Annotated in this window: 18 protein-coding genes and 1 pseudogene; 12 read left to right on the top strand and 7 right to left on the bottom strand. The window is 65.4% G+C overall.

Annotation, left to right across the window (positions count from 1 at the left end):
* Positions 1 to 23: 23 nt before the first annotated feature.
* Positions 24 to 950 (bottom strand): LysR family transcriptional regulator, encoded by a 927-nt coding sequence (locus tag AC07O0_RS24880; protein WP_494626671.1) that lies wholly within the window; start codon positions 948 to 950, stop codon positions 24 to 26.
* A gap of 139 nt (positions 951 to 1,089) precedes the next feature.
* Here AC07O0_RS24880 and AC07O0_RS24875 point away from each other — a divergent pair, with 139 nt between their 5' ends.
* The 11 genes and pseudogenes from AC07O0_RS24875 to AC07O0_RS24825 form a co-directional block, all read left to right on the top strand.
* Positions 1,090 to 2,187: a YeiH family protein gene (locus AC07O0_RS24875; RefSeq protein ID WP_494626706.1), complete on the top strand. Its 1,098-nt coding sequence runs from the start codon at positions 1,090 to 1,092 to the stop codon at positions 2,185 to 2,187.
* Between the two features lie 217 nt (positions 2,188 to 2,404).
* A complete protein-coding gene (locus AC07O0_RS24870) occupies positions 2,405 to 3,595 on the top strand; it encodes a LysR family transcriptional regulator (RefSeq protein ID WP_494626669.1) in 1,191 nt (396 codons plus the stop codon).
* A gap of 725 nt (positions 3,596 to 4,320) precedes the next feature.
* Positions 4,321 to 5,325 (top strand): ornithine cyclodeaminase family protein, encoded by a 1,005-nt coding sequence (locus AC07O0_RS24865; protein WP_494626667.1) that lies wholly within the window; start codon positions 4,321 to 4,323, stop codon positions 5,323 to 5,325.
* Positions 5,326 to 5,372: 47 nt separating this feature from the next.
* Complete coding sequence (locus AC07O0_RS24860) at positions 5,373 to 6,254, top strand: glycine betaine ABC transporter substrate-binding protein (protein ID WP_494626666.1); 882 nt, start codon at positions 5,373 to 5,375, stop codon at positions 6,252 to 6,254.
* Complete coding sequence (locus AC07O0_RS24855) at positions 6,251 to 7,795, top strand: HAL/PAL/TAL family ammonia-lyase (protein WP_494626664.1); 1,545 nt, start codon at positions 6,251 to 6,253, stop codon at positions 7,793 to 7,795. The genes AC07O0_RS24860 and AC07O0_RS24855 overlap by 4 nt, the downstream gene beginning before the upstream one ends.
* A gap of 2 nt (positions 7,796 to 7,797) precedes the next feature.
* A complete protein-coding gene (locus AC07O0_RS24850) occupies positions 7,798 to 8,421 on the top strand; it encodes an ABC transporter permease (protein ID WP_494626704.1) in 624 nt (207 codons plus the stop codon).
* Between the two features lies 1 nt (position 8,422).
* Positions 8,423 to 9,082: an ABC transporter permease gene (locus tag AC07O0_RS24845; protein WP_427364980.1), complete on the top strand. Its 660-nt coding sequence runs from the start codon at positions 8,423 to 8,425 to the stop codon at positions 9,080 to 9,082.
* A complete protein-coding gene (locus AC07O0_RS24840) occupies positions 9,079 to 10,020 on the top strand; it encodes an ABC transporter ATP-binding protein (RefSeq protein WP_494626662.1) in 942 nt (313 codons plus the stop codon). The genes AC07O0_RS24845 and AC07O0_RS24840 overlap by 4 nt, the downstream gene beginning before the upstream one ends.
* Positions 10,017 to 10,829, top strand: a complete 813-nt coding sequence (locus AC07O0_RS24835) for a phosphate/phosphite/phosphonate ABC transporter substrate-binding protein (protein WP_494626660.1) — start codon at positions 10,017 to 10,019, stop codon at positions 10,827 to 10,829. Before AC07O0_RS24840 ends, AC07O0_RS24835 begins: the two co-directional genes overlap by 4 nt.
* A gap of 272 nt (positions 10,830 to 11,101) precedes the next feature.
* Positions 11,102 to 12,088 carry a Bug family tripartite tricarboxylate transporter substrate binding protein gene (locus AC07O0_RS24830; protein WP_494626659.1) on the top strand — a complete coding sequence of 329 codons (987 nt, stop codon included), beginning with the start codon at positions 11,102 to 11,104 and terminating at the stop codon, positions 12,086 to 12,088.
* Positions 12,089 to 12,127: 39 nt separating this feature from the next.
* Positions 12,128 to 12,355, top strand: a pseudogene (locus tag AC07O0_RS24825) (integrase core domain-containing protein); the annotation flags it as partial.
* Between the two features lie 61 nt (positions 12,356 to 12,416).
* Here the strand turns inward: AC07O0_RS24825 and AC07O0_RS24820 are convergent.
* The 6 genes from AC07O0_RS24820 to AC07O0_RS24795 all read right to left on the bottom strand — a co-directional run bounded on the left by AC07O0_RS24820 (position 12,417) and on the right by AC07O0_RS24795 (position 19,077).
* On the bottom strand, positions 12,417 to 13,625 hold the full coding sequence (locus tag AC07O0_RS24820; protein WP_494626657.1) for an MFS transporter: 1,209 nt from the start codon (positions 13,623 to 13,625) through the stop codon (positions 12,417 to 12,419).
* A gap of 130 nt (positions 13,626 to 13,755) precedes the next feature.
* On the bottom strand, positions 13,756 to 14,208 hold the full coding sequence (locus AC07O0_RS24815; RefSeq protein ID WP_494626655.1) for a VOC family protein: 453 nt from the start codon (positions 14,206 to 14,208) through the stop codon (positions 13,756 to 13,758).
* A gap of 395 nt (positions 14,209 to 14,603) precedes the next feature.
* Complete coding sequence (locus AC07O0_RS24810; RefSeq protein ID WP_494626653.1) at positions 14,604 to 15,890, bottom strand: cation:dicarboxylate symporter family transporter; 1,287 nt, start codon at positions 15,888 to 15,890, stop codon at positions 14,604 to 14,606.
* A 77-nt stretch (positions 15,891 to 15,967) separates the two neighbouring features.
* Positions 15,968 to 16,582: a 3-isopropylmalate dehydratase small subunit gene (leuD, locus tag AC07O0_RS24805; RefSeq protein ID WP_494626651.1), complete on the bottom strand. Its 615-nt coding sequence runs from the start codon at positions 16,580 to 16,582 to the stop codon at positions 15,968 to 15,970.
* A complete protein-coding gene (leuC, locus tag AC07O0_RS24800) occupies positions 16,575 to 18,014 on the bottom strand; it encodes a 3-isopropylmalate dehydratase large subunit (protein ID WP_494626649.1) in 1,440 nt (479 codons plus the stop codon). The genes leuD and leuC overlap by 8 nt, the downstream gene beginning before the upstream one ends.
* Before the next feature lie 10 nt (positions 18,015 to 18,024).
* Positions 18,025 to 19,077: a PdxA family dehydrogenase gene (locus AC07O0_RS24795; protein WP_494626647.1), complete on the bottom strand. Its 1,053-nt coding sequence runs from the start codon at positions 19,075 to 19,077 to the stop codon at positions 18,025 to 18,027.
* Between the two features lie 229 nt (positions 19,078 to 19,306).
* Here AC07O0_RS24795 and AC07O0_RS24790 point away from each other — a divergent pair, with 229 nt between their 5' ends.
* Complete coding sequence (locus AC07O0_RS24790) at positions 19,307 to 19,978, top strand: FCD domain-containing protein (RefSeq protein ID WP_494626645.1); 672 nt, start codon at positions 19,307 to 19,309, stop codon at positions 19,976 to 19,978.
* Positions 19,979 to 20,026: the final 48 nt, after the last annotated feature.

Below are 20,026 nucleotides of genomic sequence, written 5' to 3'. Positions count from 1 at the left end.
TTAGAGCGATGTGCTCCTCAAGATCATCCAGGTCGGTCATCAAAGACCCTGTGAGCGGGGGCTGCGACGGGCTCGCCGTCGAGAAGCGTGCTGAAGGCCTGCGCTGCGCGCCCGACATAGCGTTCCTTATGCCGGAGCTTGACGAAGTGCCGGTGGGGAATCTCCGCCGCGACCTCGGTGAGCAGGCCTGAGTTTAAGTCGCTGGCGACAACGAGCTTCGACATCAGGCCAGCGGCGGAGCCTGCTGCGACCGCGGTGCGCACGGCTTCGTTGGCCGGCAGTTCCAGCATGACCTCGAGGTCGGCGATAGAATGGCCGGCGCACGCGAGAACCGCTTCAAGGGCCTGCCGGGTACCCGAACCGGGCTCGCGCAAGACCCAGGGGCTCTCGCCGAATGCTGACGGGTCCACGCGTGTGCGCCTAGCCCAGGGGTGAGCGGGCGCGACGACAATCGCCAGTTCGTCTAGCGCGACGACCTCCTGCACCAGAAGCGGATCATCAATCTCGCCTTCGACGAAACCGATGTCGGCGCGTCCGTTATGAATGGAAGCTGCGACCGTCTCGGTGTTGCCGATCATCAGCGGTGTCTCGATACCCGGGTGTTGGCTGCGAAACAGGGCAAGCTTCTGCGGCAGCCAGTAGTTGCCGACCGTTTGACTCGCAGCGAAGGACAGTCGCCCGCGCTTTAGCCCGGCAAGATCCGACAGGATCTGCTCGCCAGCGACCGCACGGGCAAGGATCGCACGCGCCTCGTTCAGAAACTGGCGCCCGGCATCGGTCAGGACAATTCGGCGCCCGACGCGGTCGAACAGTTTCACGGCATGGCGATGTTCAAGCGCCGCAATCGCCGCACTCGTCGCCGACTGGGTGAGGCTCAGCTCCGTGGCGGCGCGTGTGACGTGCTCACGCTCAGCGACCGCGACAAAAATGCGAAGCTGTTCGAGGGTCATGAGCGTCGACGGTTCCGCGGAGTTTCGGCAGCCTGCAACGAAAATGATCGATTTGATCGATCGAAACAAGAGAAACAACACGTTGGATTGCTTGAACCAGATGGCTCAAAACCCGGCCCATAGAATTCCAGGTGCTGTGATGATGCTTCAAAGCCCACATCGGGCGAGTCTGACCGATAGAGCAGTCTCGGGCGTGAAGCGCTTCGGGCCAGGTGTGCTGCTGTGTTTGGCCGTTTCGGTTGCCGCGCTCGCGGCCGAGCGCCTCGAAGCCGCATTCTTCCAGCGGGCCTGGCTCGAAGCGCTCGTCTTGGCGATCCTTATCGGAACCCTGGTCAGGTCCCTCTGGAAGCCCGATAACCGCTGGCGCCCGGGCATCTCGTTTTCAGCGAAGGCGCTGCTGGAGGTTGCGGTCGTGTTGCTCGGTGCCTCCCTGAGCGCTGCGACGATCGCCGTCACCGGCGCTCCACTCCTGCTTGGTATCGCCGCCGTGGTTTTCGTCGCGGTCGGCCTGAGCTACGGCATCGGCCGCCTGCTGGGACTGTCGCAAAGGATGGCGATCCTCGTCGCTTGCGGCAATTCCATCTGCGGAAATTCGGCGATCGCGGCAACGGCGCCAGTCATCGGCGCTGACGGCGAGGATATCGCCGCCTCGATTGCCTTCACTGCCGTGCTCGGGGTCGTGGTCGTGCTCGGCTTGCCGCTCCTGATTCCGATGCTCGGCCTCAGCACCCAGCAATTCGGAATCCTGTCCGGCCTGACGGTCTATGCCGTCCCCCAGGTCCTGGCGGCCACGGCTCCGGCGGGGCCGACCGCGATCCAGATCGGAACCTTGGTCAAACTGGTGCGCGTGCTCATGCTGGGACCTGTCGTCCTGCTACTCGCGCTGCTGTCGGGACGGCTGCGCCCCGAGGCGAATGAGCCGGCACCGCACGAGTCGGCGGAAGCTCGGCCCAAATTGCGCCCATTCGCCGTCCAACACCTCGTACCCTGGTTCATCGTTGGCTTCATGGTGATGGCGGCGCTTCGCTCGGCCGGGTTGATTCCAACGGCTCTGCTGACGCCGATCGCGACTGTCGCGCATGTGCTGACGATCGTCTCGATGGCGGCGCTCGGGCTCAGCGTCGACATCCGCTCCGTTGCCAAGGCCGGCCCCCGCATTACAGCCACGGTCGTCCTCTCGATCCTCGTGCTGATGACGATCTCGCTCGGCCTCATCCGCCTGCTTGCGGTGCCCTGAACCACCCAGACAAGAAGAAGCGGGCCTGAATGGTCGCTTCTCGGCTGCTCAGCTATGAGTCTCAGGACTTGCACTTCCGGGAGGCCACGGACGCACGCCCTTCAGATCATTGGCCAAACTGGAAGGCCTGCGTTACGGGGGGTATGCCTTCTTTCGTCATTGTCCCCGCATGCAGTCGGGGCAATTCTTGGCACAATAGGCGCTGACAGACCACGAAATGGATACCTCGACCCTCCTAATTGTCCATCGGGTGATGAGCGAGCGGAGCATCCGGGGCACTGCCCGGGTGATGAGGAAGCCGGTTTCAAGCATTGCCGCCGCAATCGATCGCCTGGAGAGCCAGATCTCTGTGCCGCTTGTGCAGAAGGCGGGGACGAGCGTTGTTCTGACCCTTGAGGCGGAGAGGCTTTCTCCTGCCATCAAGCAGCTCGCCGAGCATGTCCAGGACATCATGGCTATCGGCAATCGCAGCAGGCAGGACGCCTCGCTGAGCCTGAGCGCTTTGGCCCGCTTCGCACATGTCGCCGAAACCGGCAGCATCCGCCGGGCGGCGAAGTCGCTCGGGCTGGGCCAACCTCAGCTTGCCCGCCAGATCGCACATGTCGAAGCGACACTCGGCTGTCGCCTGCTCAACCGTCGCGTGGACGGCTCGACCATGACAGAGGCGGGAAAGCGGCTGGTAAGCTCGACACGTGCCATCGAGGCGATCTGGAACGAACTTGCCCATGCGGCCGCCGGGCGGTCCCGCCGGAGTGCCGCGACGATCCGGCTCGGCTCGATCAGTCCAATGGGACATGACAGCTTCGTCGCTACGCTGCTCGCTTCGCTCGTCGCGACCTGGATGAATGACAAGCCCCGCCAACCCTTGTTGGTGGCCAACACGACCACCGAAGGACTGATCGCTGGCCTGAAGAGCGGCACCTACGATGCGGTGCTCCTGAACAGCGTCACCGTCCCAACGGATTTCGACAGTTATCTGATATCACGATCGCCGCTGTCGCTTGTCGGTCAGTCGCAGGTCATCAAAGCGGGAGAGGGCCGGGATGACCTGGCCAGGATCGTGCTTGGCTCTCCTATCGCCGTCCCAAGCCCAAGGAGCGGGCTACGCCAGATCATCAATCGCCTGCTGGCGGATACGCTTACCGAGGCTGAGCTGGACAGGCTGAAGGTGATCGAGCTGGATTCGATGCCCATCGTCATCAATCTGGTCCTGCATCACGGCGCCGTTTCGGTGCTGCCGTCGGAATCGGTCGCCCGGATGAGCGGTGACCTGCGGCAAATCCCGCTACCTGCAGAACTGGCCCTGCCATATTGGCTTGTCTGCCGGAAGAATGAGAGCGGACGCCAGACCGCCGACGCCCTGCTGACCGTGCTCGCGCGTTTGGGCTATGGCGAGAACGCAAAATAGCGCCTGAGAGTACGAAGGCGCGATCGGGCTGTGACCTTCGATGGCTCCGCGCCTCGCCCGATCGTTAGCGACGCGAGCAGCTTCGCAGGACCGCCCGGCGAGCCTGGCGGGTCTGAGGTCAGATCGTGGTGCAACAGAGCCAGACCAGCGACGCTTTCGGCCTCAGCATAAGGGCTCCGCCCCGCTCAACCAGAGGGGCTCCTCGCCCAGCGGCGAAGAGCGAAAATCGCTAGACTGCTGCGCACCCGATTTACGAGGCCTGGCGTCAATCCGGGCTAGATGGCGACGCTTGTTGTCGTCATTTAAGTATCGGATACCACTCGAGAATTCATGAAGTCGCAGTGCGGGATGCTGGGCATCTTATGCCAATCTGAAGAATTTGGGATATCCCAAAACATATACACCTCGACATAGGGTCATAGGGGCCTTCTCAGCAGTCAGAAGCTGTGCTTGGCTGCCCTATAAGAAGACCTTCAGGGGAACTAATGCATGTCATGACTGCCCTTTAGGCAGCCGCTCGGCTGCGCGACGGGATGCCGGCCGGGGACGCCCCCCAAGTCCGAAAGTAGAGCTGTCTCGACACTCAATATCAGCGCGGCACGATCCCCTTTGTGGTCGACGGTGCCCGGTTGCGCGAAGCGCATGCCGTTCTGCCTGCCGAGCGGCCCGCCCGGCAAAAGAAGGGTCGCCATCTTCGCTCGCATTGAAATCTAGGAAGACGAAAAATGCAGGAAATCTGGATCGACTACATCAACGCATTGGACACCAAGGCGCTGGAACTGACCAACGACGAAATCCTCGATGCCGTGTCGGAAGCGCTGGCCGCGCAAGGGCGTGGCGAAACAGTGATCGAACCCAGGGTTCACCTGGTTCCCGAGAGCTCCGACAAGGGCCATTTCAACGTCCTGCGCGGCTATGTGAAGCCGCTCGACTGCGCCGGCGTGAAGGTGGTCGGTGACTTCGTTGACAACTACAAAGTCGGCCTGCCTTCCGAAATGGCGTTGCTGAACCTGTTCAACCCGCGGACCGGCATGCCACAGGCCATCATCGACGCGACGGCTATCACGGACATGCGCACCGGCGCGATCACCGCGCTCGGCGCCAAGCACCTGGCGCGCAAGGACAGCAAGATCCTGGGCCATGTCGGCGCGCGCGGCACGTCCTACTGGAACGTCCGCCTGCTCGACCACCTGTTCGATTTCGACGAGATCCGTGTCCATTCGCGCCGTCCCGAGAGCCGGGAGGCCTTTGCCGCACGCCTGGAAAAGGACCTCGGCAAGAAGATCGTCGTGACGGACAACTGGGAAGATTGCCTGAAGGGCGCCGACATCATGGTGGAGGCGAGCCGCCTCCCCGAGCCGACGCCGCTGTTCAAGACGAGCTGGGTGAAGAAGGGCGCCTTCGTGGTTCCTTACGGGACGATGAGCGCGCTGGAGTTCGATCTCACCGACATCATGGACAAGGTCGTCGTCGACGACTGGGGTCAGTGCCAACCGGGTCGCCCCTTCGGCGCGCTTCGCCGGCATGTCGACGAGGGCAAGGTGACTCTGGAGACGCTCCACGGCGAACTTGGCCAGATCGTTGCAGGGCTGAAGCCTGGGCGCACCGACGACAGCGAAACAAACCTGTTCTGGCATCGCGGCCTGTCCTTGTCCGACATCGCGTTGGGACACGCCATGCTGGAAAAGGCCAGGGCACTGAACATCGGACAACGCCTACGCTACGCCTGAGCGACTGCCGTCAACCGTACACATCCAACAACAAGAGGGGTACGATCATGTTCAAGGTTTTCAAGGCGCTGGCTGGTGCCGTTCTTCTCGCCGGGCTCGCCAGCCCGGCTCTTGCGCAGACGGTCAAGGTCGGCAGCAAGAACTTCACCGAACAATATGTGCTCGCCGAAATCTACGCGGCAGCGCTTGAGAATGCCGGCATCAAGGTTGTCAGGAAGATCAATCTCGGTGGAACGCTGATCGCGCATCAGGCACTGACCACCGGCGAGATCGATCTTTATCCGGAATACACCGGCACCGCGCTGATCTCCGTCGTCAAAGGCAAGGTCCAGAGCGACCCGGATGCCGTCTACAAGGAGGTCAAGGACTTCTACGAGAACAACTTCAAGGTCACATGGCTGAAGCCCGATGCGATCAACAATGGCTATGCCCTGCTGGTCCGGCCGGAAACGGCGGCAGCCCATAACCTCAAGACGCTGAGCGATCTCGGCAAGGTTGCCTCCACGCTGATCCTGGGTGCTGGCCCTGAGTTCAGCGAGCGGGCAGACGGGTTGCCCGGCCTCAAGGCCACCTATGGCGCGGTGTTCAAGGAGTTCAAGCAGTTCGCCAAGCTCGGCCTGCGTTACGATGCGTTGGCCGCCAAGCAAATCGAGGTGGCGAACGGCTTCGCGACCGATTGGCAGATCGCCGACGGCAAGCTCGTCGCGCTCGACGACGACAAGAACCTGTTCCCTCCCTACTACGTCGCGCCCGTCATCAGGCAGGACACGCTCGCGGCCAATCCGAAGATCGCTGCGACGCTCGACGCTCTCTCCCCGCTGCTGGACAACGACACGATGCGTAAGCTCAACGCGCGGGTCGAGAAGGATCGGGAGGAGCCGAAGGACGTCGCCAAGGCGTTTCTGAAGGAAAAGGGCGTCATCAAGTGAATCACAGCGTTGGCCACGCCGTCGCCATGAAGCCTGCCGTCACGCTCGGGGCAGCCCGCTTGACCATCGGCGATATCGCTGACGTCGCCGATGGCCGGCGTTCCATCGTCTTCTCCGAAGCGGCCGAGGCCCGTATCGAGACCTCGGCGCGTACGCTCGCTTCGCTCAGCGCTGCGGGCGAGCGCATCTACGGCGTTACCACCGGTCTGGGTGCCGCCGTCGATACCGCATTGGAGGCGGATGACGGCGTGCAGATGCGCGTGCCGCTGGCGCGTTGCGTCGGCGTCGGCCGGGCCGGTTCGCGCCGGGAATTGCGCGCCATCATAGCGACCCGGGCCGCCCGGCTGGCCTGGGGGTGTTCCGGGGCGAGTCTTGCGGCAGCTCGCGGCCTGACCGGGCTGATTGAGTGTGACGTACAGCCGGTCGTGCCGATGACCGGCTCGATCGGAGAGGGGGATCTCGCACCGCTTGCCGCGATCGCCTCCGTTCTCACCGGGCAGGGCGCTGCGACTCTGGACGGCGAGATCATCCCCGGGGCCGTGGCGTTGGAACGCGCCGGTCTGGTTCCCCTCCGTCTCGTCGGCAAGGACGGCCTCGCGCTGGTGTCGTCCAATGCCGCTTCGGTCGGTCTCGCGGTGCTCTGCGTCGCCGATGCCCGGCACATGCTCTCGGCCGCCGTCGCGGCCGGAGCGCTTTCTTTCGAAGCCTACCGCTGCTCGCTGAATCCCATATCGGAGGCCGCGCTGGCACTGCGGCCCCTGCCGCGCCAGGAAGCGGTCGCAGGGGCGATGCGCGTGCTGCTTGAGGGCGGGACTCTTGTCCAGCCGGGCGCAGCCCGCCGCCTGCAGGACCCGCTGAGCTTCCGATGCATCGCCCCCGTCATGGGAGCGGCGGCTGCGGCGCTCGACGCGGCGCGCGATATCGTCGAGGCCGAACTCAATAGTAGCGACGACAATCCGGCGATCCTGGCGGAAGGGCACTCCCTGCCGAATGCCAATTTCGACACAACCCATCTGACGCTCACCTTCGAGACGCTGGGGCTCGCTCTGGCCCGGGTCGCGGCGATGGTCGGCGAGCGGATCATGAAGCTGATGTCGCCGGCTTCCAGCGATCTGCCGCGCTTTCTCAGCCCCATCCAGAATGGCCGCAATGGCTATGCCACGGTGCAGAAGACGGTTGCGGCCCTGGTTGCGGAAATCCAGCATCGGGCCAATCCGATGCCCATCTTCGTCCTGCCGGTCGCCGACCGGGTCGAGGATTACGCCACCATGGCGACGGCTGTGGTCGAGAAGACCGCCGACATCATCACGCGGCTGCGGCTGCTGATCGCTGTGGAGCTGATGGTCGCGGCCCAGGCCGTCGATCTGCGGGAGGGCATTGCTCTCGGCCGGGGCACCGCCGGCGTCCAAGCGGCGGTGCGCGGCGCCGTTGCCATGCTGACCGAAGACAGGCCCGCGACGCCCGACATCGAGGCGCTGGATGCGATGATCGCGGCAGGCGCCTTCGATGTCTTCGGCAGGATCGGCGAGGGGGCGAAGTGATGCTGCGCTGGGTTCCGACACATCTGCCCGAGATCGCTCAGGCGCTGTGGGAGCATGTCGTGCTCGTCGTGGTCTCGGTGGCGATCGCCCTGGCCATATCGCTGGTTCTCGGCGTCTACAGTGCGCGCCGACCTGCGGTTTACGCGGTTGTGGTCTTTCTGACCGGCGCCATCTTTGTGATTCCGAGCCTGGCGCTGTTCGCGCTGCTCATTCCTTTCCTTGGGCTCGGCTTCAAGCCGGCGATTGTCGGGCTCGTCTCCTATTGTCTGCTCGCCCTGGTCCGCAATGTGGCGCTCGGCATCAGGTCGGTACCGCCGGAGGTGCTCGATGCAGCGACGGGCATGGGTTACGATTCCTGGCGGCGGCTGCTGAGGATCGAGTTGCCGCTGGCGACGCCGCTTATCGTGTCCGGTGTCCGCATCGCCACCATCACTGTCATCGGGATCGCGACCGTTGCCGCCTATATCAATGCGGGCGGGCTGGGCACGATCATCTTCGCCGGCATCGACCAGCGCTATCCCGAGAAGATCCTGACCGGCGGCCTGCTGGCGTCCGCAATGGCAGTGGCGGCCGACTTCGCCCTGACGCGCCTCGAACGGCGCCTGCGCCTCGGACGGGTGGCCTGACATGTCGCTGATTACCGGAACCTTCGCCTGGGTCGCCGATCACTGGGACCTGATGCGGACCGCCTTGATCCAGCACGCGGAAATGAGCCTCTGGTCGCTCGGTCTGGCCCTCGCTATCGGCATCCCGCTCGCCATCTCCGTTTTGGGGCGCGAGCGGCTGGCCGCGCTCGCCATCAACGTCGTCAACACGCTCCGCACCATCCCAAGTCTCGCGATCCTCGCCGCGGCCTTGCCGCTGCTCGGAATCGGCCTCGTGCCGTCCGTCGTCGCGCTGGTGGTGCTGGCGCTGCCGCCGATCCTGCTCAACACCTATATCGGCCTGCGGGAAGTGGATGCCGATCTCGTCGACGCGGCAGCAGGGATGGGCATGACGCGCGGCCAGATCCTGCGCAAGGTCCAGATCCCGCTAGCCGCCCCGGCGATCTTCGCGGGCATGCGGACGGCTGCCATCCAGGTGATTTCGGGGGCGACGCTCGCCTCCTTCATCGGCGGCGGCGGCCTCGGAGATTTCATCACGGCGGGGATCGCGGTCATGGACCAGCAGCGGCTGCTTGCCGGAGCGATTCCGATCGCGCTCCTCGCGATGGGCGTCGAAATACTGCTGGGTTTTGCGGAACGGCGCCTGTTCAGGGACGTGCGCGAGGGAGGCAATGCGCGATGATCAGGCTGGAAGGCATCACCAAGCGCTTCGGCGCCGCCAAGCCCTCGGTGGACGATGTGACCATCGAGATGCCGGAAGGGACAACGACCGCGCTCATCGGCCCTTCCGGCTGCGGCAAGACCACGACGATGCGGATGATCAACCGCATGATCGAGCCGAGCGCAGGCCGTATCTTCATCGAGGGGCAAGACGTCACCGGCCTCGACCCCGTGACGCTGCGGCGGCGCATCGGCTACGTCATCCAGCAGATCGGCCTCTTCCCGCATATGACGGTGGCGGAGAACATCGCCACGGTGCCGCGCCTGCTGGGCTGGACGAAGGGCAGGACCGAAGAGCGCATCGACGAGCTCCTGACGCTGGTCGGGCTCGAGCCGGAGCGTTTCCGCAGCATGATGCCGCATCGCCTGTCCGGCGGGCAGCGCCAGCGCGTCGGCGTGGCGCGCGCGCTGGCCGCCGATCCACCGGTCATGCTGATGGACGAGCCTTTCGGCGCCATCGATCCGATCGCGCGCGAGCGGCTCCAGGACGAGTTCAAGGACATCCTCAAGCGCGTGCGCAAGACCATCGTCATGGTCACGCATGATCTCGACGAGGCGATGAAGATGGGCGACCGCGTTGCCATCATGCGCGACGGCCGGCTCATCCAGTGTGCGACGCCGGACGAGATTCTCGCTGCGCCGGCCGATTCTTTCGTCGAGGCCTTCGTCGGGCCTGACCGTGCGCTCAAGCGCCTCAGCCTGCGCACGGTCGATGCGCTGATGCAGCCGGGGGCAATTGCGGATGCGCCCGTGGTCGCCAGCGGCGCATCGGTCCGAGAAGCGCTGGCGCGCCTGATAGGCTCCGGCATTCGCAGCGTGAACGTTCGCGGCTCTGACGGAACCATCCTGGGCCATGTCACGCGCGACGCCATTCTCGACGGGGCGGATGCCGCGGCATGAGCTGGGTCGCCAATGCCCGCATGTACGCGGTGACCGCGGACGCTTCTGCCGCCTGGGCTGAGCTTTTTGCCTGGGTCGCCCGCAAGAGCGGCGTCGATCTGGAGACGATCGAGCATCACACGAGCTTGCCGATGACGGCGCTGTGGACGCGAGCCGATCTGGGTGCCGCGTTCATGTGCGGCCGGCCCTGGACGCGGGCCGAGCCGAAGCCGGTGCCGATCGCCTGTCCCGTGCCGGCGCCGGCTCGCTACGAAGGCGCTCCGCGTTACATGACCGATATCGTCGTGCGGGCCGACAGTCCCTTCCGGACGCTGGAGGATACGTTCGGCCATCGCATCGGCTACACGCTGGAGGAATCGCAGTCCGGCTTCAATGCCTTGCGCCACCATCTGCTCGGCTACCGCTCGGCGAGCCGGCCCGCGCTCTATGCGGAAAGCGTCGGTCCGCTGCATACGCCGCGCGGCGTGGTCGCAGCGCTCCTGTCTGGCGCGATCGATGTCGGTCCGCTCGATTCCTATGCCTTCGACCTTATGCGTTCTGCGCCTGACGATCCCGCCCTCGGTTTGCGCGTCATCGCGACCACGGCGCCGGCGCCAATCCCCTTCTTCGTCGCATCACCGTCCTGCCCGCGGGACGTGATCGTAGCATTGCGGGAAGGATTTCTGGCTGCTGGTAACGAACCTGAACTTGCAGATCTGCGGAATCGCTTGCTCCTGAGAGGCTTCCATACCGTCGTCGAGCCGGCCTACGATCTGCTCCGCGCCTGGGATGCGGAGGCCGTTGCAGCCCAGTATGGCATGCCTCGATGATTGCGCCGTTCTGCCGTTGTGGAGCTGAAAGGCAATTCGTCACAGCCGATGATCGCCGCTGCTCTCGAAATCCCCTGACCCTCCCGACGGCGTTATTGAGCTGTCGTCTGAGGATACGACGAGTATGCAGATTTCGGGCCGGTTCAAATCATCGCGCCTGATCCAGCGTATCGTGCCAGTTCGCAACCTGATCGCTGCCTGCAGAAAAGAATCTGACGATGCCGGCATGATGAACTCACGTTGATCCCAGTAACCCTGGCAAGGAAACCACAATGCGCCTCGATCGCCGGACCGCACTGTCATTGCTCTTGGGCGCAGCGAGCTTGAACTCCACACGGCTTGTTGCTCAATCAACAGATTATCCGACGCGATCAATTCGCATCGTTGTCGGGTTTGCTGCCGGCGGTGCGCCGGACGCGCTTGCACGGATCGTCGCGGATAAGCTGACCCAGCGTTGGGGCCAGCCTACGATAGTCGAGAACCGCGTCGGCGCGCAGGGCAACACGGCCCTTGCCGCCGTCGCAAAATCGGAGCCCGATGGCTATACGCTGGCGCTCATGCCAGTTGGCAACGCAGCGGTGAACCCCAGCCTATTTGCGAACCTGCCCTACGATCCAGTCAAGGATTTCGCTCCGATCACCCAACTTGCCACCGTCGAGAACGTGCTCGTCGTCGGAGCGCAATCACCGATCAAGACGGTGCAGGACCTGATTGCACTCGGCCGCTCGAAAACGGCCAACTTGACTTATGCCTCGCCCGGCGCCGGCAGCATGGCGCATCTCGCGGCCGAATTGCTGGCGCGCTCGGCCGGGTTCGAAATGACGCATGTGCCCTATCGCGGTGTAGCACCGGCGCTGACGGACGTATTGCGCGGCGATATCGGGTTGATCATTGCGCAGCTCTCGACCGCTAAGCCACTGATAGACAACGGGCAGCTTCGCGCCCTCGGCATCGCAAGCCGAGAGCGCAGCAAGGTCATGCCGGATCTGCCGACGATCGCGGAAGCCAGCGGCGTCACGGAGTTCGCAGCTGTCTCCTGGTATGCGCTGATGGCGGTTGCGCACACTCCGAAAGCGATCATCGACAAACTCAACGAGGCGGTGGCGGAGGTGCTCAAATCTCCCGAAGTGGTTGCTGCGATGAGCGCGCAAGGCGCACAGCCGATTGGCGGCTCGCCGGCCGAGCTCGCAGCCGTGATCGCCGCTGACACCCAGCGCTGGTCGAAGCTGATCAAGGAAGCCGGCATTCAAGTGAACTAACGACATGCGGAGTGCGCCCTTTGACCTGAGACCCTGATCTATATCGCCCCCGGCAAGCCGACGCAGAATGCCTTCGTCGAGAGCTTCAACGGGCGCTTCCGGGACGAATGTCTCAACGACACGCTGCTCTCGACGCTCGCCGAGGCCCGCAGCGCCATCACCTCATGGAAGGAGGACTACAACCGGCACCGACCCTACTCGGCCCTCGGCAACATCACGCCCGCCGAGTTCGCCTTCAAATCCACGCTGGAAAAACAGGCCGCCTAAGGCCAGAAATCAAACCCAGGACTCTCCCTCAGACCGGAGGAGAAAAGGGTCTCAGGTCACTCTACGCCGGCGCCAGCTCCGTCCGCCTTTCGGGGAACGGCCGGAACGTCCACAGGATCAGCATTGCCGCCAGCCCCATGACCCAGGAGCCGACATACATCGGCGCATAGGTGCCGAACCGGTCGTAGATCACGCCGCCGAGCAGCGGGCCGGTCGACATGCCGAGGCTGCCGGCCATCGCCGTGCCGCCGATGATCGTGCCCATCATCTTCAGCGGGAAGTTCTCGCGGATGATCACGGCGTAGAGCGGCATCGTGCCGGCATAGATGAAGCCGACGATCACCGCGACGGCATAGAAGCCGGCGAGCTCACCGACGAAGGCATAGGCGAGCACGCCGAAGGCCTGCGCCAGCAGTCCGAGGACAAGCACGCGCTGGGCGCCGAAGCGATCCCCCGCGACGCCGAAGCCGAGGCGGCCGAACATGCCGGCCAGGCCCTCGACGCTGTAGATCGACACGGCCGCGAGCATCGGGATGCCGCAGGTCACGGCGTAGCTCACCGTGTGGAAGATCGGGCCGGAATGGGTGGCGCAGCAGAAGAAGTTCGCCAGCATCAGCGTGACGAATTGCGGCGAGCGCACGGCCTGGCCGACGCTCATCTCCCCTTGCGTCTCCGCCGTCGCTTCTGCCTGCGCGGTGGCCTCCAGGGCCGGAGGGCGGCGCACGAGCAGCGCCGCCGGGATCATCAGCGCCGCGGCGATGCCGGCAATGATCTGCATGGAGGTGCGCCAGTCATGGATGGTGACGAGCCAGGCCGCGAGCGGCGCCATCGTCATCGGCGCCATGCCCATGCCGGCTGACACCAGCGAGACGGCAAGGCCGCGCTGGGTGTCGAACCAGCCGGTGACGCAGGCCATCATCGGCGCGAAGACGGCGGCGGTCGCGGCGCCGACCAGGAGGCCGAAGAGAAGCTGGAACTCGACCAGCGAGTTCGCATGGCTGGCGAGAGCCAGGCTCGCGGCGAGGACGACCGATCCGGTGAGCACCACCGGGCGCGGTCCGTAGCGATCCGAAAGATTGCCCCAGGCCATGCTCGCGCCCGCCATGGCGAGAAAGCCGATCGTCATCGCCGTCGAGATGCCGGTGACGGACCAGCCGGTGTCCTGCGACATCGGCCGCAGGAAGACGGGCAGCGAGAACATGGCGCCGATCGCGACGCAGCCCAAAAGGCCGCCTGCCGCGACGATCACCCAGCGATAGGACTGGTTCATTGGAGTCTCCGGGGCGTTTCGCGTGCCGCCGGCGATGTCTGGCGGCAATCCGCGTGGTCGATGCCCCAAGGACGCAGCGGCACCGGCCTTGCCGACATGCCGCCGCGTTTTTTTTAGCGACGCGGAGCGATCAGCCCTGCGGTGGCTTCCAGTCGCCGGACGGAATGGTGTTGACCATCCAGGGGACGCCGAATTTGTCGACCAGCGAGCCGAAACCGGGCGACCAGAAGGTCTCGCTGAACGGCATCACCGCCCTGCCGCCTTCAGCCAGCTGTTCGAACCAGCGCTGGCCTTCCGCCTTGTCGTTGGTGTGCAAGGTGACGTCGAAACCGTTCTTGGGCTTGTCGACATTGGGAGCCCAGGCGGTGTCCATGTCGGCGCCCATCAGCGCTTGGTCGCCGACATCGAGCCAGCAATGCATCAGCCAGTTCTTGTACTTGCCGTCGGTGTCCGGCATGCCCATGCCGGGCGGGGCATCGCCGTAAGGCATGGCTGCGGTGATCTTGCCGCCGAGGACCTTGGCATAGAATTCGAACGCCTCGCGGCATTGGCCCTGGAAGCTCAAGCTGGTCACGATCTTCATGGTCGTCTCCTCTTTTCTGTGTGCTCGGCGCAGGTCAGGCTAGGTTGCTGCGGCCCCCGGCGCCTGGTTTGTCCGTCCGTCTGAGCGCCATCTTGAGACCCTCGTCATCGCCGAGCAGCGAGACATAGAGCCTCGACATGGCTTCGGTGCGACCGCCCCCGGAACATCAGGAATGGCTGCATCGCGGGCATGAGCGCTGCTTCTCCACTGCACCCTTGAAAGTGCGGTCGTCGGCGCAGCCGGGGCTCGCGATATGGATTGATATCAACGTAATTACGCCCGGGATGTCAACCTTCCAGGTAACCGGCGTCCGCGACGTTCCTGCCCAAGCCAAGAGGGGCGCGCCGTCCGGCACGCCCCTCTCGTCTTGCTCCCGGGCTGGCTGTCGCGCTGTTTCAGCGCAGGATTGGGCGCGCGAGTTCCTCGTCGAACTCGCCCTGCCATTTGCCGACGATCAGCGTGGCCACGACATTGCCCATCACGTTGGTCAGGGCCCGCGCCTCGGAGAGGAACCTGTCGACTCCGAGGACGAGGGCGAGCCCCTCCAGCGGCAGGATGCCCGTCGCGGCGACGGTCGCGGCCAGGGTAACGAAGGCGGCTCCGGTCACGCCCGCGGCCCCCTTCGAGGTCAGCAGCATCAGCAGGAGAATCCCGAGCTGCTGCTCGAAGGAGAGCGGCACGCCGAAGACCTGGGCGATGAAGAGCACGCAGATCGGCAGCACCAGCGCGACGCCGTCGAGGTTGAACGAATAGCTCGTCGGCAGCACGAGGCCGACCACGGCGCGCGAGACGCCGAGTTGCTCTAGCTTCCTGGTCAGCTGCGGCAGCACGCTTTCGGAAGAGGAGGTGGCGAGCGCCACCAGCAGTTCGTCCTTGATCGCCTTGACGATCTTCCAGAGGCTGAAGCCGGCGAGGTGGCAGATCAGCCCGAGGACGATGACAACGAAGAGGAACATCGTCACATAGGCCGTCAGCACCAGCTTCAGCAGCGCGAGCAGCGTGGTGATCCCGAACTTGCCGACCGTGTAGCCGATCGCGCCGAAGGCTCCGAGCGGCGCGGCGATCATCACGATCGAGATCGCCTTGAAGACGACCTGCGTGATCTGGTCGAGCGCCTCGGTGACCGGCCTGCCGCGCTCGCCCAGCGCCAGCAGAGCAGCACCGGTCAGCATCGCGATGATCAGGATCTGCACGAGATTGCCGGTGAGGAACGGGTGGAGCAGGTTGTCCGGCAGCAGCTTGAAGAAGAACTCCCAGAACGACAGCAGGGCGCTGTCCTTGACATAGCGCGCCACCTCCTTGGCGGCGCCGGCTCCTGGAGGGCTCACGCCGGCACCGGGCTGCGCCCAGTTTCCGACGAACATGCCGATCGCCAGTGCGAAAGTGGTGACGACCTCGAAATAGATGAACGCCTTCATGCCGATCGAGCCGACCTTGCGCATGTCGCCGACCTGCGCGATGCCGGTGACCACCACGAGGAAGACGATCGGAGCGATCAGCAGCTTGACGAAGCCGATGAAGGCGTCGGCGAGCGGCTTCAGACTGGCGCCCAGCGGCGGGTTCAGCCAGCCGACGAAGGCGCCGAGCGCCACCGCCGCGATGATCAGGACGTTAGGGTGGCGCCAGAGCGGGCGCGATGCGCGTACCGCATGATGCGGATGCGCTTCCAGTGCGATGGCCATGGTTCGGTTTCCTCCCGTGATGGTGTTCTTGGTTGTCGGCAACCCCGCTTCGTCGCGGCGGCGTTCTGCTCGTTGCGTCAGGCGAAGGCCCAGGGCTCCCGGCGGGCGAGGGCCTGTTCGAAGATCTTGATGGTTTCGGAGCGCCGCAGCGTCTGGCCGATCGGGTCGAGCCCGCTCAACAGCGCCTCCTTGCGCCCCGCATCGATTTCGAAGCTGCAGCTATGGCCGCCCGCGGCCGAGATCACCTGGCTTGGCAGGTCGATCGCCATGGCGGAGGTCTCGGCCGCGTCCGCCAGCGCGGCGAGTTCGGCGACTTGTCCGGCGCCCAGCGTGATCGCCAGCAGGCCGTTATTGCGGCAATTGTCGAAGAAGATGCCGGCGAAGCTCGTGCCGATCAGGGCACGGATGCCGAGCTGAACCAGACCCCAGACCGCATGCTCCCGGCTCGAGCCGCAGCCGAAATTCGGCCCGACCACGAGGAAGCGCGCATCCCGCCAAGGCTCACGGTTCAGGATGAAATCGGCACGCTGCGCCCCGGCAGGGTCGAAGCGCAGATCGTGGAAGACGCCTTGCGCCAGTCCGGCGCGGTCGACGCCTTTCAGGAACTGCTTGGGCATGATCACGTCGGTGTCGACATTCGGTTGCGGGTAGGCCGCGGCGATGCCGCTGACGGTGACGAAGGGCTCAGGCATGGCTCGCCTCCCCGAAGCTGCGGGCATCGACGATCCGGCCGGCGATCGCGGCTGCGGCGACCATCGCCGGGCTCATCAGATGCGTGCGCCCACCCTTGCCCTGACGCCCCTCGAAATTCCGGTTCGTGCTGGAGGCGCAGCGCTCGCCGGGTGCGAGAACGTCGTCGTTCATCGCCAGACAGAGCGAGCAGCCCGATTGCCGCCATTCGAAGCCGGCCGCCTCGAAGATGGCGGCGAGGCCCTCGGCCTCGGCCTGCGCCCGTACCGCGGTCGAGCCCGGCACCACCATCGCCCGCACGCCCTGTGCCACCTTGCGGCCGCGCGCGACGCGGGCGGCGTCGCGCAAATCCTCGATGCGGGCATTGGTACAGGAGCCGATGAAGGCGCGATCGATCCGGATGGCTTCGAAGAGCGTGCCGGGCGCGAGGCCCATATAGGCGAGCGCACGTTCGGCCGCGGCACGGCGGGAGCCGTCGGCTTCCTGCGCCGGCGCCGGCACGCGGCCGTTGACCGGACCGGCCTGGTCCGGGCTGGTCCCCCAGGTCACCATCGGCTCGAGCGTAGTCGCATCGAGCGTGACGATGCGGTCGAAGGCCGCGTCCGGATCGCTGCGCAGCGTACGCCAGTGTTCGAGCGCCGCCTGCCAGAGATCGCCTTCGGGCGCACGCGGCCGGCCTTCGATATAGGCGAAGACCGTCTCGTCCGGCGCGATCAGGGCACCGCGCGCGCCGCACTCGACCGCCATGTTGCAGATCGTCATCCGCCCTTCGACGCTCAACGCCTCGATCGTCGATCCCGTGAACTCCACGGCGAGGCCGGCGGCGCCGTCCGCGCCGATCCGGGCGATCAGCGCCATGACGATGTCCTTGGCGCTGACGCCGAGCGGCAGGGCACCGTCGACCCGCACCAGCATGTTCCCAAGCCGGCGATAGACGAGCGTCTGGGTCGCCAGCATGTGCTCGATGTCGGAGGTGCCGATGCCGTAGCCGAGCGCGCCAAAGGCGCCATAGGTCGTGGTGTGGCTGTCGCCGGCCGCGATCACCAGGCCGGGCTGGATCAATCCCTGTTCCGGTGCGACGACATGCTCGATGCCCTGGCGACGGTCGAGCACATCGAAGAGCTCGATGCCGAAATCGGCGGCGTTCCGGCCGAGATAACCGACCTGCCTGGCCGCGCTTTCGTCCGGCATGGCCCGCGAGCGCCGCGCCGCCGTCGGGTTGACGTGGTCGACGACCGCCAGGGCGCTGCGCGGGCGCCAGACCGCTCGTCCGGCTTCCCGCAGGCCGGAGAAGGCTTGTGGGCTCGTATACTCGTTGATGACGGTGCGATCGACATAGATCAGGACGAGCCCGTCACCGGACAGTGTCGCGACGGTGCGCGAGTCGACGATCTTGTCGTACAGGGTGCGGGGGCCGGGCGGTGAGACGCTCATCTGCGCCGCCTCACTCCGCAGCCACCGCTACGGGCGGCCGGATATCGCCCGTCCGCCGGCCACCTGCGATCCTCGCGGCGAGTTCGACCGCACGCTCGAGCGCTCCGGTATTGGCGCGACCCTGGCCGACGATATCGAAGGCGGTTCCATGCGCCGGCGTGGTGAAGACGGTGGCGAGGCCGGCGGTGATGGTCACGCCGCGGTTGAAGCCCTTGAGCTTCGTCGCGATCTGCCCCTGGTCATGGTACATCGCGACGACGCTGTCGTACTGGCCGTCGAAGGCCTTCAGATAGATCGTGTCGGCCGGGTAGGGGCCCGAGCAGTCGATGCCTTCGGCGGCGGCTGCCGCGACGGCTGGGGCGATGATCTCGATCTCCTCCGTGCCGAAGAGGCCACCTTCGCCGGCATGCGGATTGAGCGCGGCAACGGCGAGGCGCGGCGCGCGGACTCCGGCATCCTTCAGGGTCCGGTCGGTGAGCCTGATCGCGTTGACGATGTTCTGGTGCGTGACCTGCTCGATTGCGGTGCGCAGCGAGACATGCGAGGTGACGCGCGACATCCACTGGTCACCGAGCACGTTCATCTCGGAGAAGTGCCCGTCATGGCGCAGGAGATGGGCGAACATCTTGTGCTCGTCCGGATAGCGCCAGCCACCGGCATTCAGGGCCTGCTTGTTGAGCGGTGCGAAAGTGACGCCATCGACCTCGCCGCGCTCGGCCATCTCGACGGCGATCTTGAGCGTATCCCCGGTCAGCCGGCCCGATTCCGCCGACATCCGGCCACGCGGGAGGACTGCAGGGTCGATGTTCCCGAGATCGATCAGCGGGATGGCACCATTGGTCCTGGCGAATTCGTGTGGCCCGGCGATCGGGACATAGTTGAGCGCGACGCCGGCATCCTTCATTCCCAGCTCGAACACCCGGGCATCGCCGACCACGACGAGCCGCGCCAGTCCCTGGATGCGGCCGTCATAGAGCGCCCGCGCCACGATTTCCGGGCCGATGCCGGTGGCGTCGCCGAGCAGCAGCGCGAGCAGGGGACGGTCTTCCGTATCTGTGTTCATCCGAGCGCTCTTTCCGTGAGGGCCGACCGCGGCGGTGGCCGCTTGCCAACTGTCGACAGTTTGAGCATGTGAAATTAAAACTGTCAACACTTACCCGTGGGCGGGCCAGAAAAGGCGGAGTTGGCTGCGGGTTGGGCTTTTAAACGGCGCCCCGTCCGGTAAACTGACGACGGATCGCGTGCGAACGCCGCGAATCGCAGACAGTCGTCGCTCTCGCCGGAGTCGAGCCTTGGAACGCAAACCGCGCACCGCCTCGCATGTGCCGATGGTGCAGGCCGAGATCGAGAGGCTGATCGCGGTCGGCGAGCTCGAACCGGGCGAGCGCATCAACGAAAGCGCATTGGCGCTCAGGCTCGGCGTCAGCCGTGGTCCGATCCGGGAGGCGGCCCGGCTGCTCGAACGCGACGGGCTCTTGAGGACGGTCCTCAACCGCGGCGTCTTCGTCACCGAGCTGAGCATCAAGGAGGTGCTGGACATCTACGACCTGCGCGCCACCTTGTTCGCGATGGCCGCCCGGCACGCGGTCGGTCACGTCACGAGCGCCGATATCGCCGCCCTGCAGGATCTGGTCGACCGCATGGATGGAGCGGTCGAGGCCGATGCGATCGACCAGTTCTATCCGCTCAACGGCGAGTTCCACGACCGGCTGGTGGAAAGCTGCGACAACGGCAAGCTCGCCGAGCTCTGGCATCAGCTCGAGCGGCAGCTCCACTTGTTCCGGCGCCGGGGGCTGGTGCAACCCGGCGCGATGCGGGCTTCCAATGGTGAGCATCGCCTCCTGGTCCAGGCACTGCGGGCCGGCGCCGCGCCGGAGGCTGCGCGGATCGCCGAAGCCCATATCCTGGCCGGCAAGAACCGCCTGCTCGGCTCGATCGTCGAGCCTGGGCGGAAAGGGGGGTGACTGCCGCGGTCCGGAGCAGGCGGCCCGGTCGATGGTTCAGGGGCCGCT

Source organism: Allobosea sp. GW821-FHT10B12 (genome assembly GCF_059415545.1).
Note: the sequence above shows the minus strand (reverse complement) of the source record. Positions and strands in the feature narration are given on the sequence as shown.

Excerpts from the sequence above, each read along its gene's own strand:
- AC07O0_RS24880 (WP_494626671.1), bottom strand. The coding sequence starts at position 950 with ATGACCCTCGAACAGCTTCGCATTTTTGTCGCGGTCGCTGAGCGTGAG.
- AC07O0_RS24875 (WP_494626706.1), top strand. The coding sequence starts at position 1,090 with ATGATGCTTCAAAGCCCACATCGGGCGAGTCTGACCGATAGAGCAGTC.
- AC07O0_RS24870 (WP_494626669.1), top strand. The coding sequence starts at position 2,405 with ATGGATACCTCGACCCTCCTAATTGTCCATCGGGTGATGAGCGAGCGG.
- AC07O0_RS24865 (WP_494626667.1), top strand. The coding sequence starts at position 4,321 with ATGCAGGAAATCTGGATCGACTACATCAACGCATTGGACACCAAGGCG.
- AC07O0_RS24860 (WP_494626666.1), top strand. The coding sequence starts at position 5,373 with ATGTTCAAGGTTTTCAAGGCGCTGGCTGGTGCCGTTCTTCTCGCCGGG.
- AC07O0_RS24845 (WP_427364980.1), top strand. The coding sequence starts at position 8,423 with ATGTCGCTGATTACCGGAACCTTCGCCTGGGTCGCCGATCACTGGGAC.
- AC07O0_RS24840 (WP_494626662.1), top strand. The coding sequence starts at position 9,079 with ATGATCAGGCTGGAAGGCATCACCAAGCGCTTCGGCGCCGCCAAGCCC.
- AC07O0_RS24835 (WP_494626660.1), top strand. The coding sequence starts at position 10,017 with ATGAGCTGGGTCGCCAATGCCCGCATGTACGCGGTGACCGCGGACGCT.
- AC07O0_RS24830 (WP_494626659.1), top strand. The coding sequence starts at position 11,102 with ATGCGCCTCGATCGCCGGACCGCACTGTCATTGCTCTTGGGCGCAGCG.
- AC07O0_RS24820 (WP_494626657.1), bottom strand. The coding sequence starts at position 13,625 with ATGAACCAGTCCTATCGCTGGGTGATCGTCGCGGCAGGCGGCCTTTTG.
- AC07O0_RS24815 (WP_494626655.1), bottom strand. The coding sequence starts at position 14,208 with ATGAAGATCGTGACCAGCTTGAGCTTCCAGGGCCAATGCCGCGAGGCG.
- AC07O0_RS24810 (WP_494626653.1), bottom strand. The coding sequence starts at position 15,890 with ATGGCCATCGCACTGGAAGCGCATCCGCATCATGCGGTACGCGCATCG.
- leuD (WP_494626651.1), bottom strand. The coding sequence starts at position 16,582 with ATGCCTGAGCCCTTCGTCACCGTCAGCGGCATCGCCGCGGCCTACCCG.
- leuC (WP_494626649.1), bottom strand. The coding sequence starts at position 18,014 with ATGAGCGTCTCACCGCCCGGCCCCCGCACCCTGTACGACAAGATCGTC.
- AC07O0_RS24795 (WP_494626647.1), bottom strand. The coding sequence starts at position 19,077 with ATGAACACAGATACGGAAGACCGTCCCCTGCTCGCGCTGCTGCTCGGC.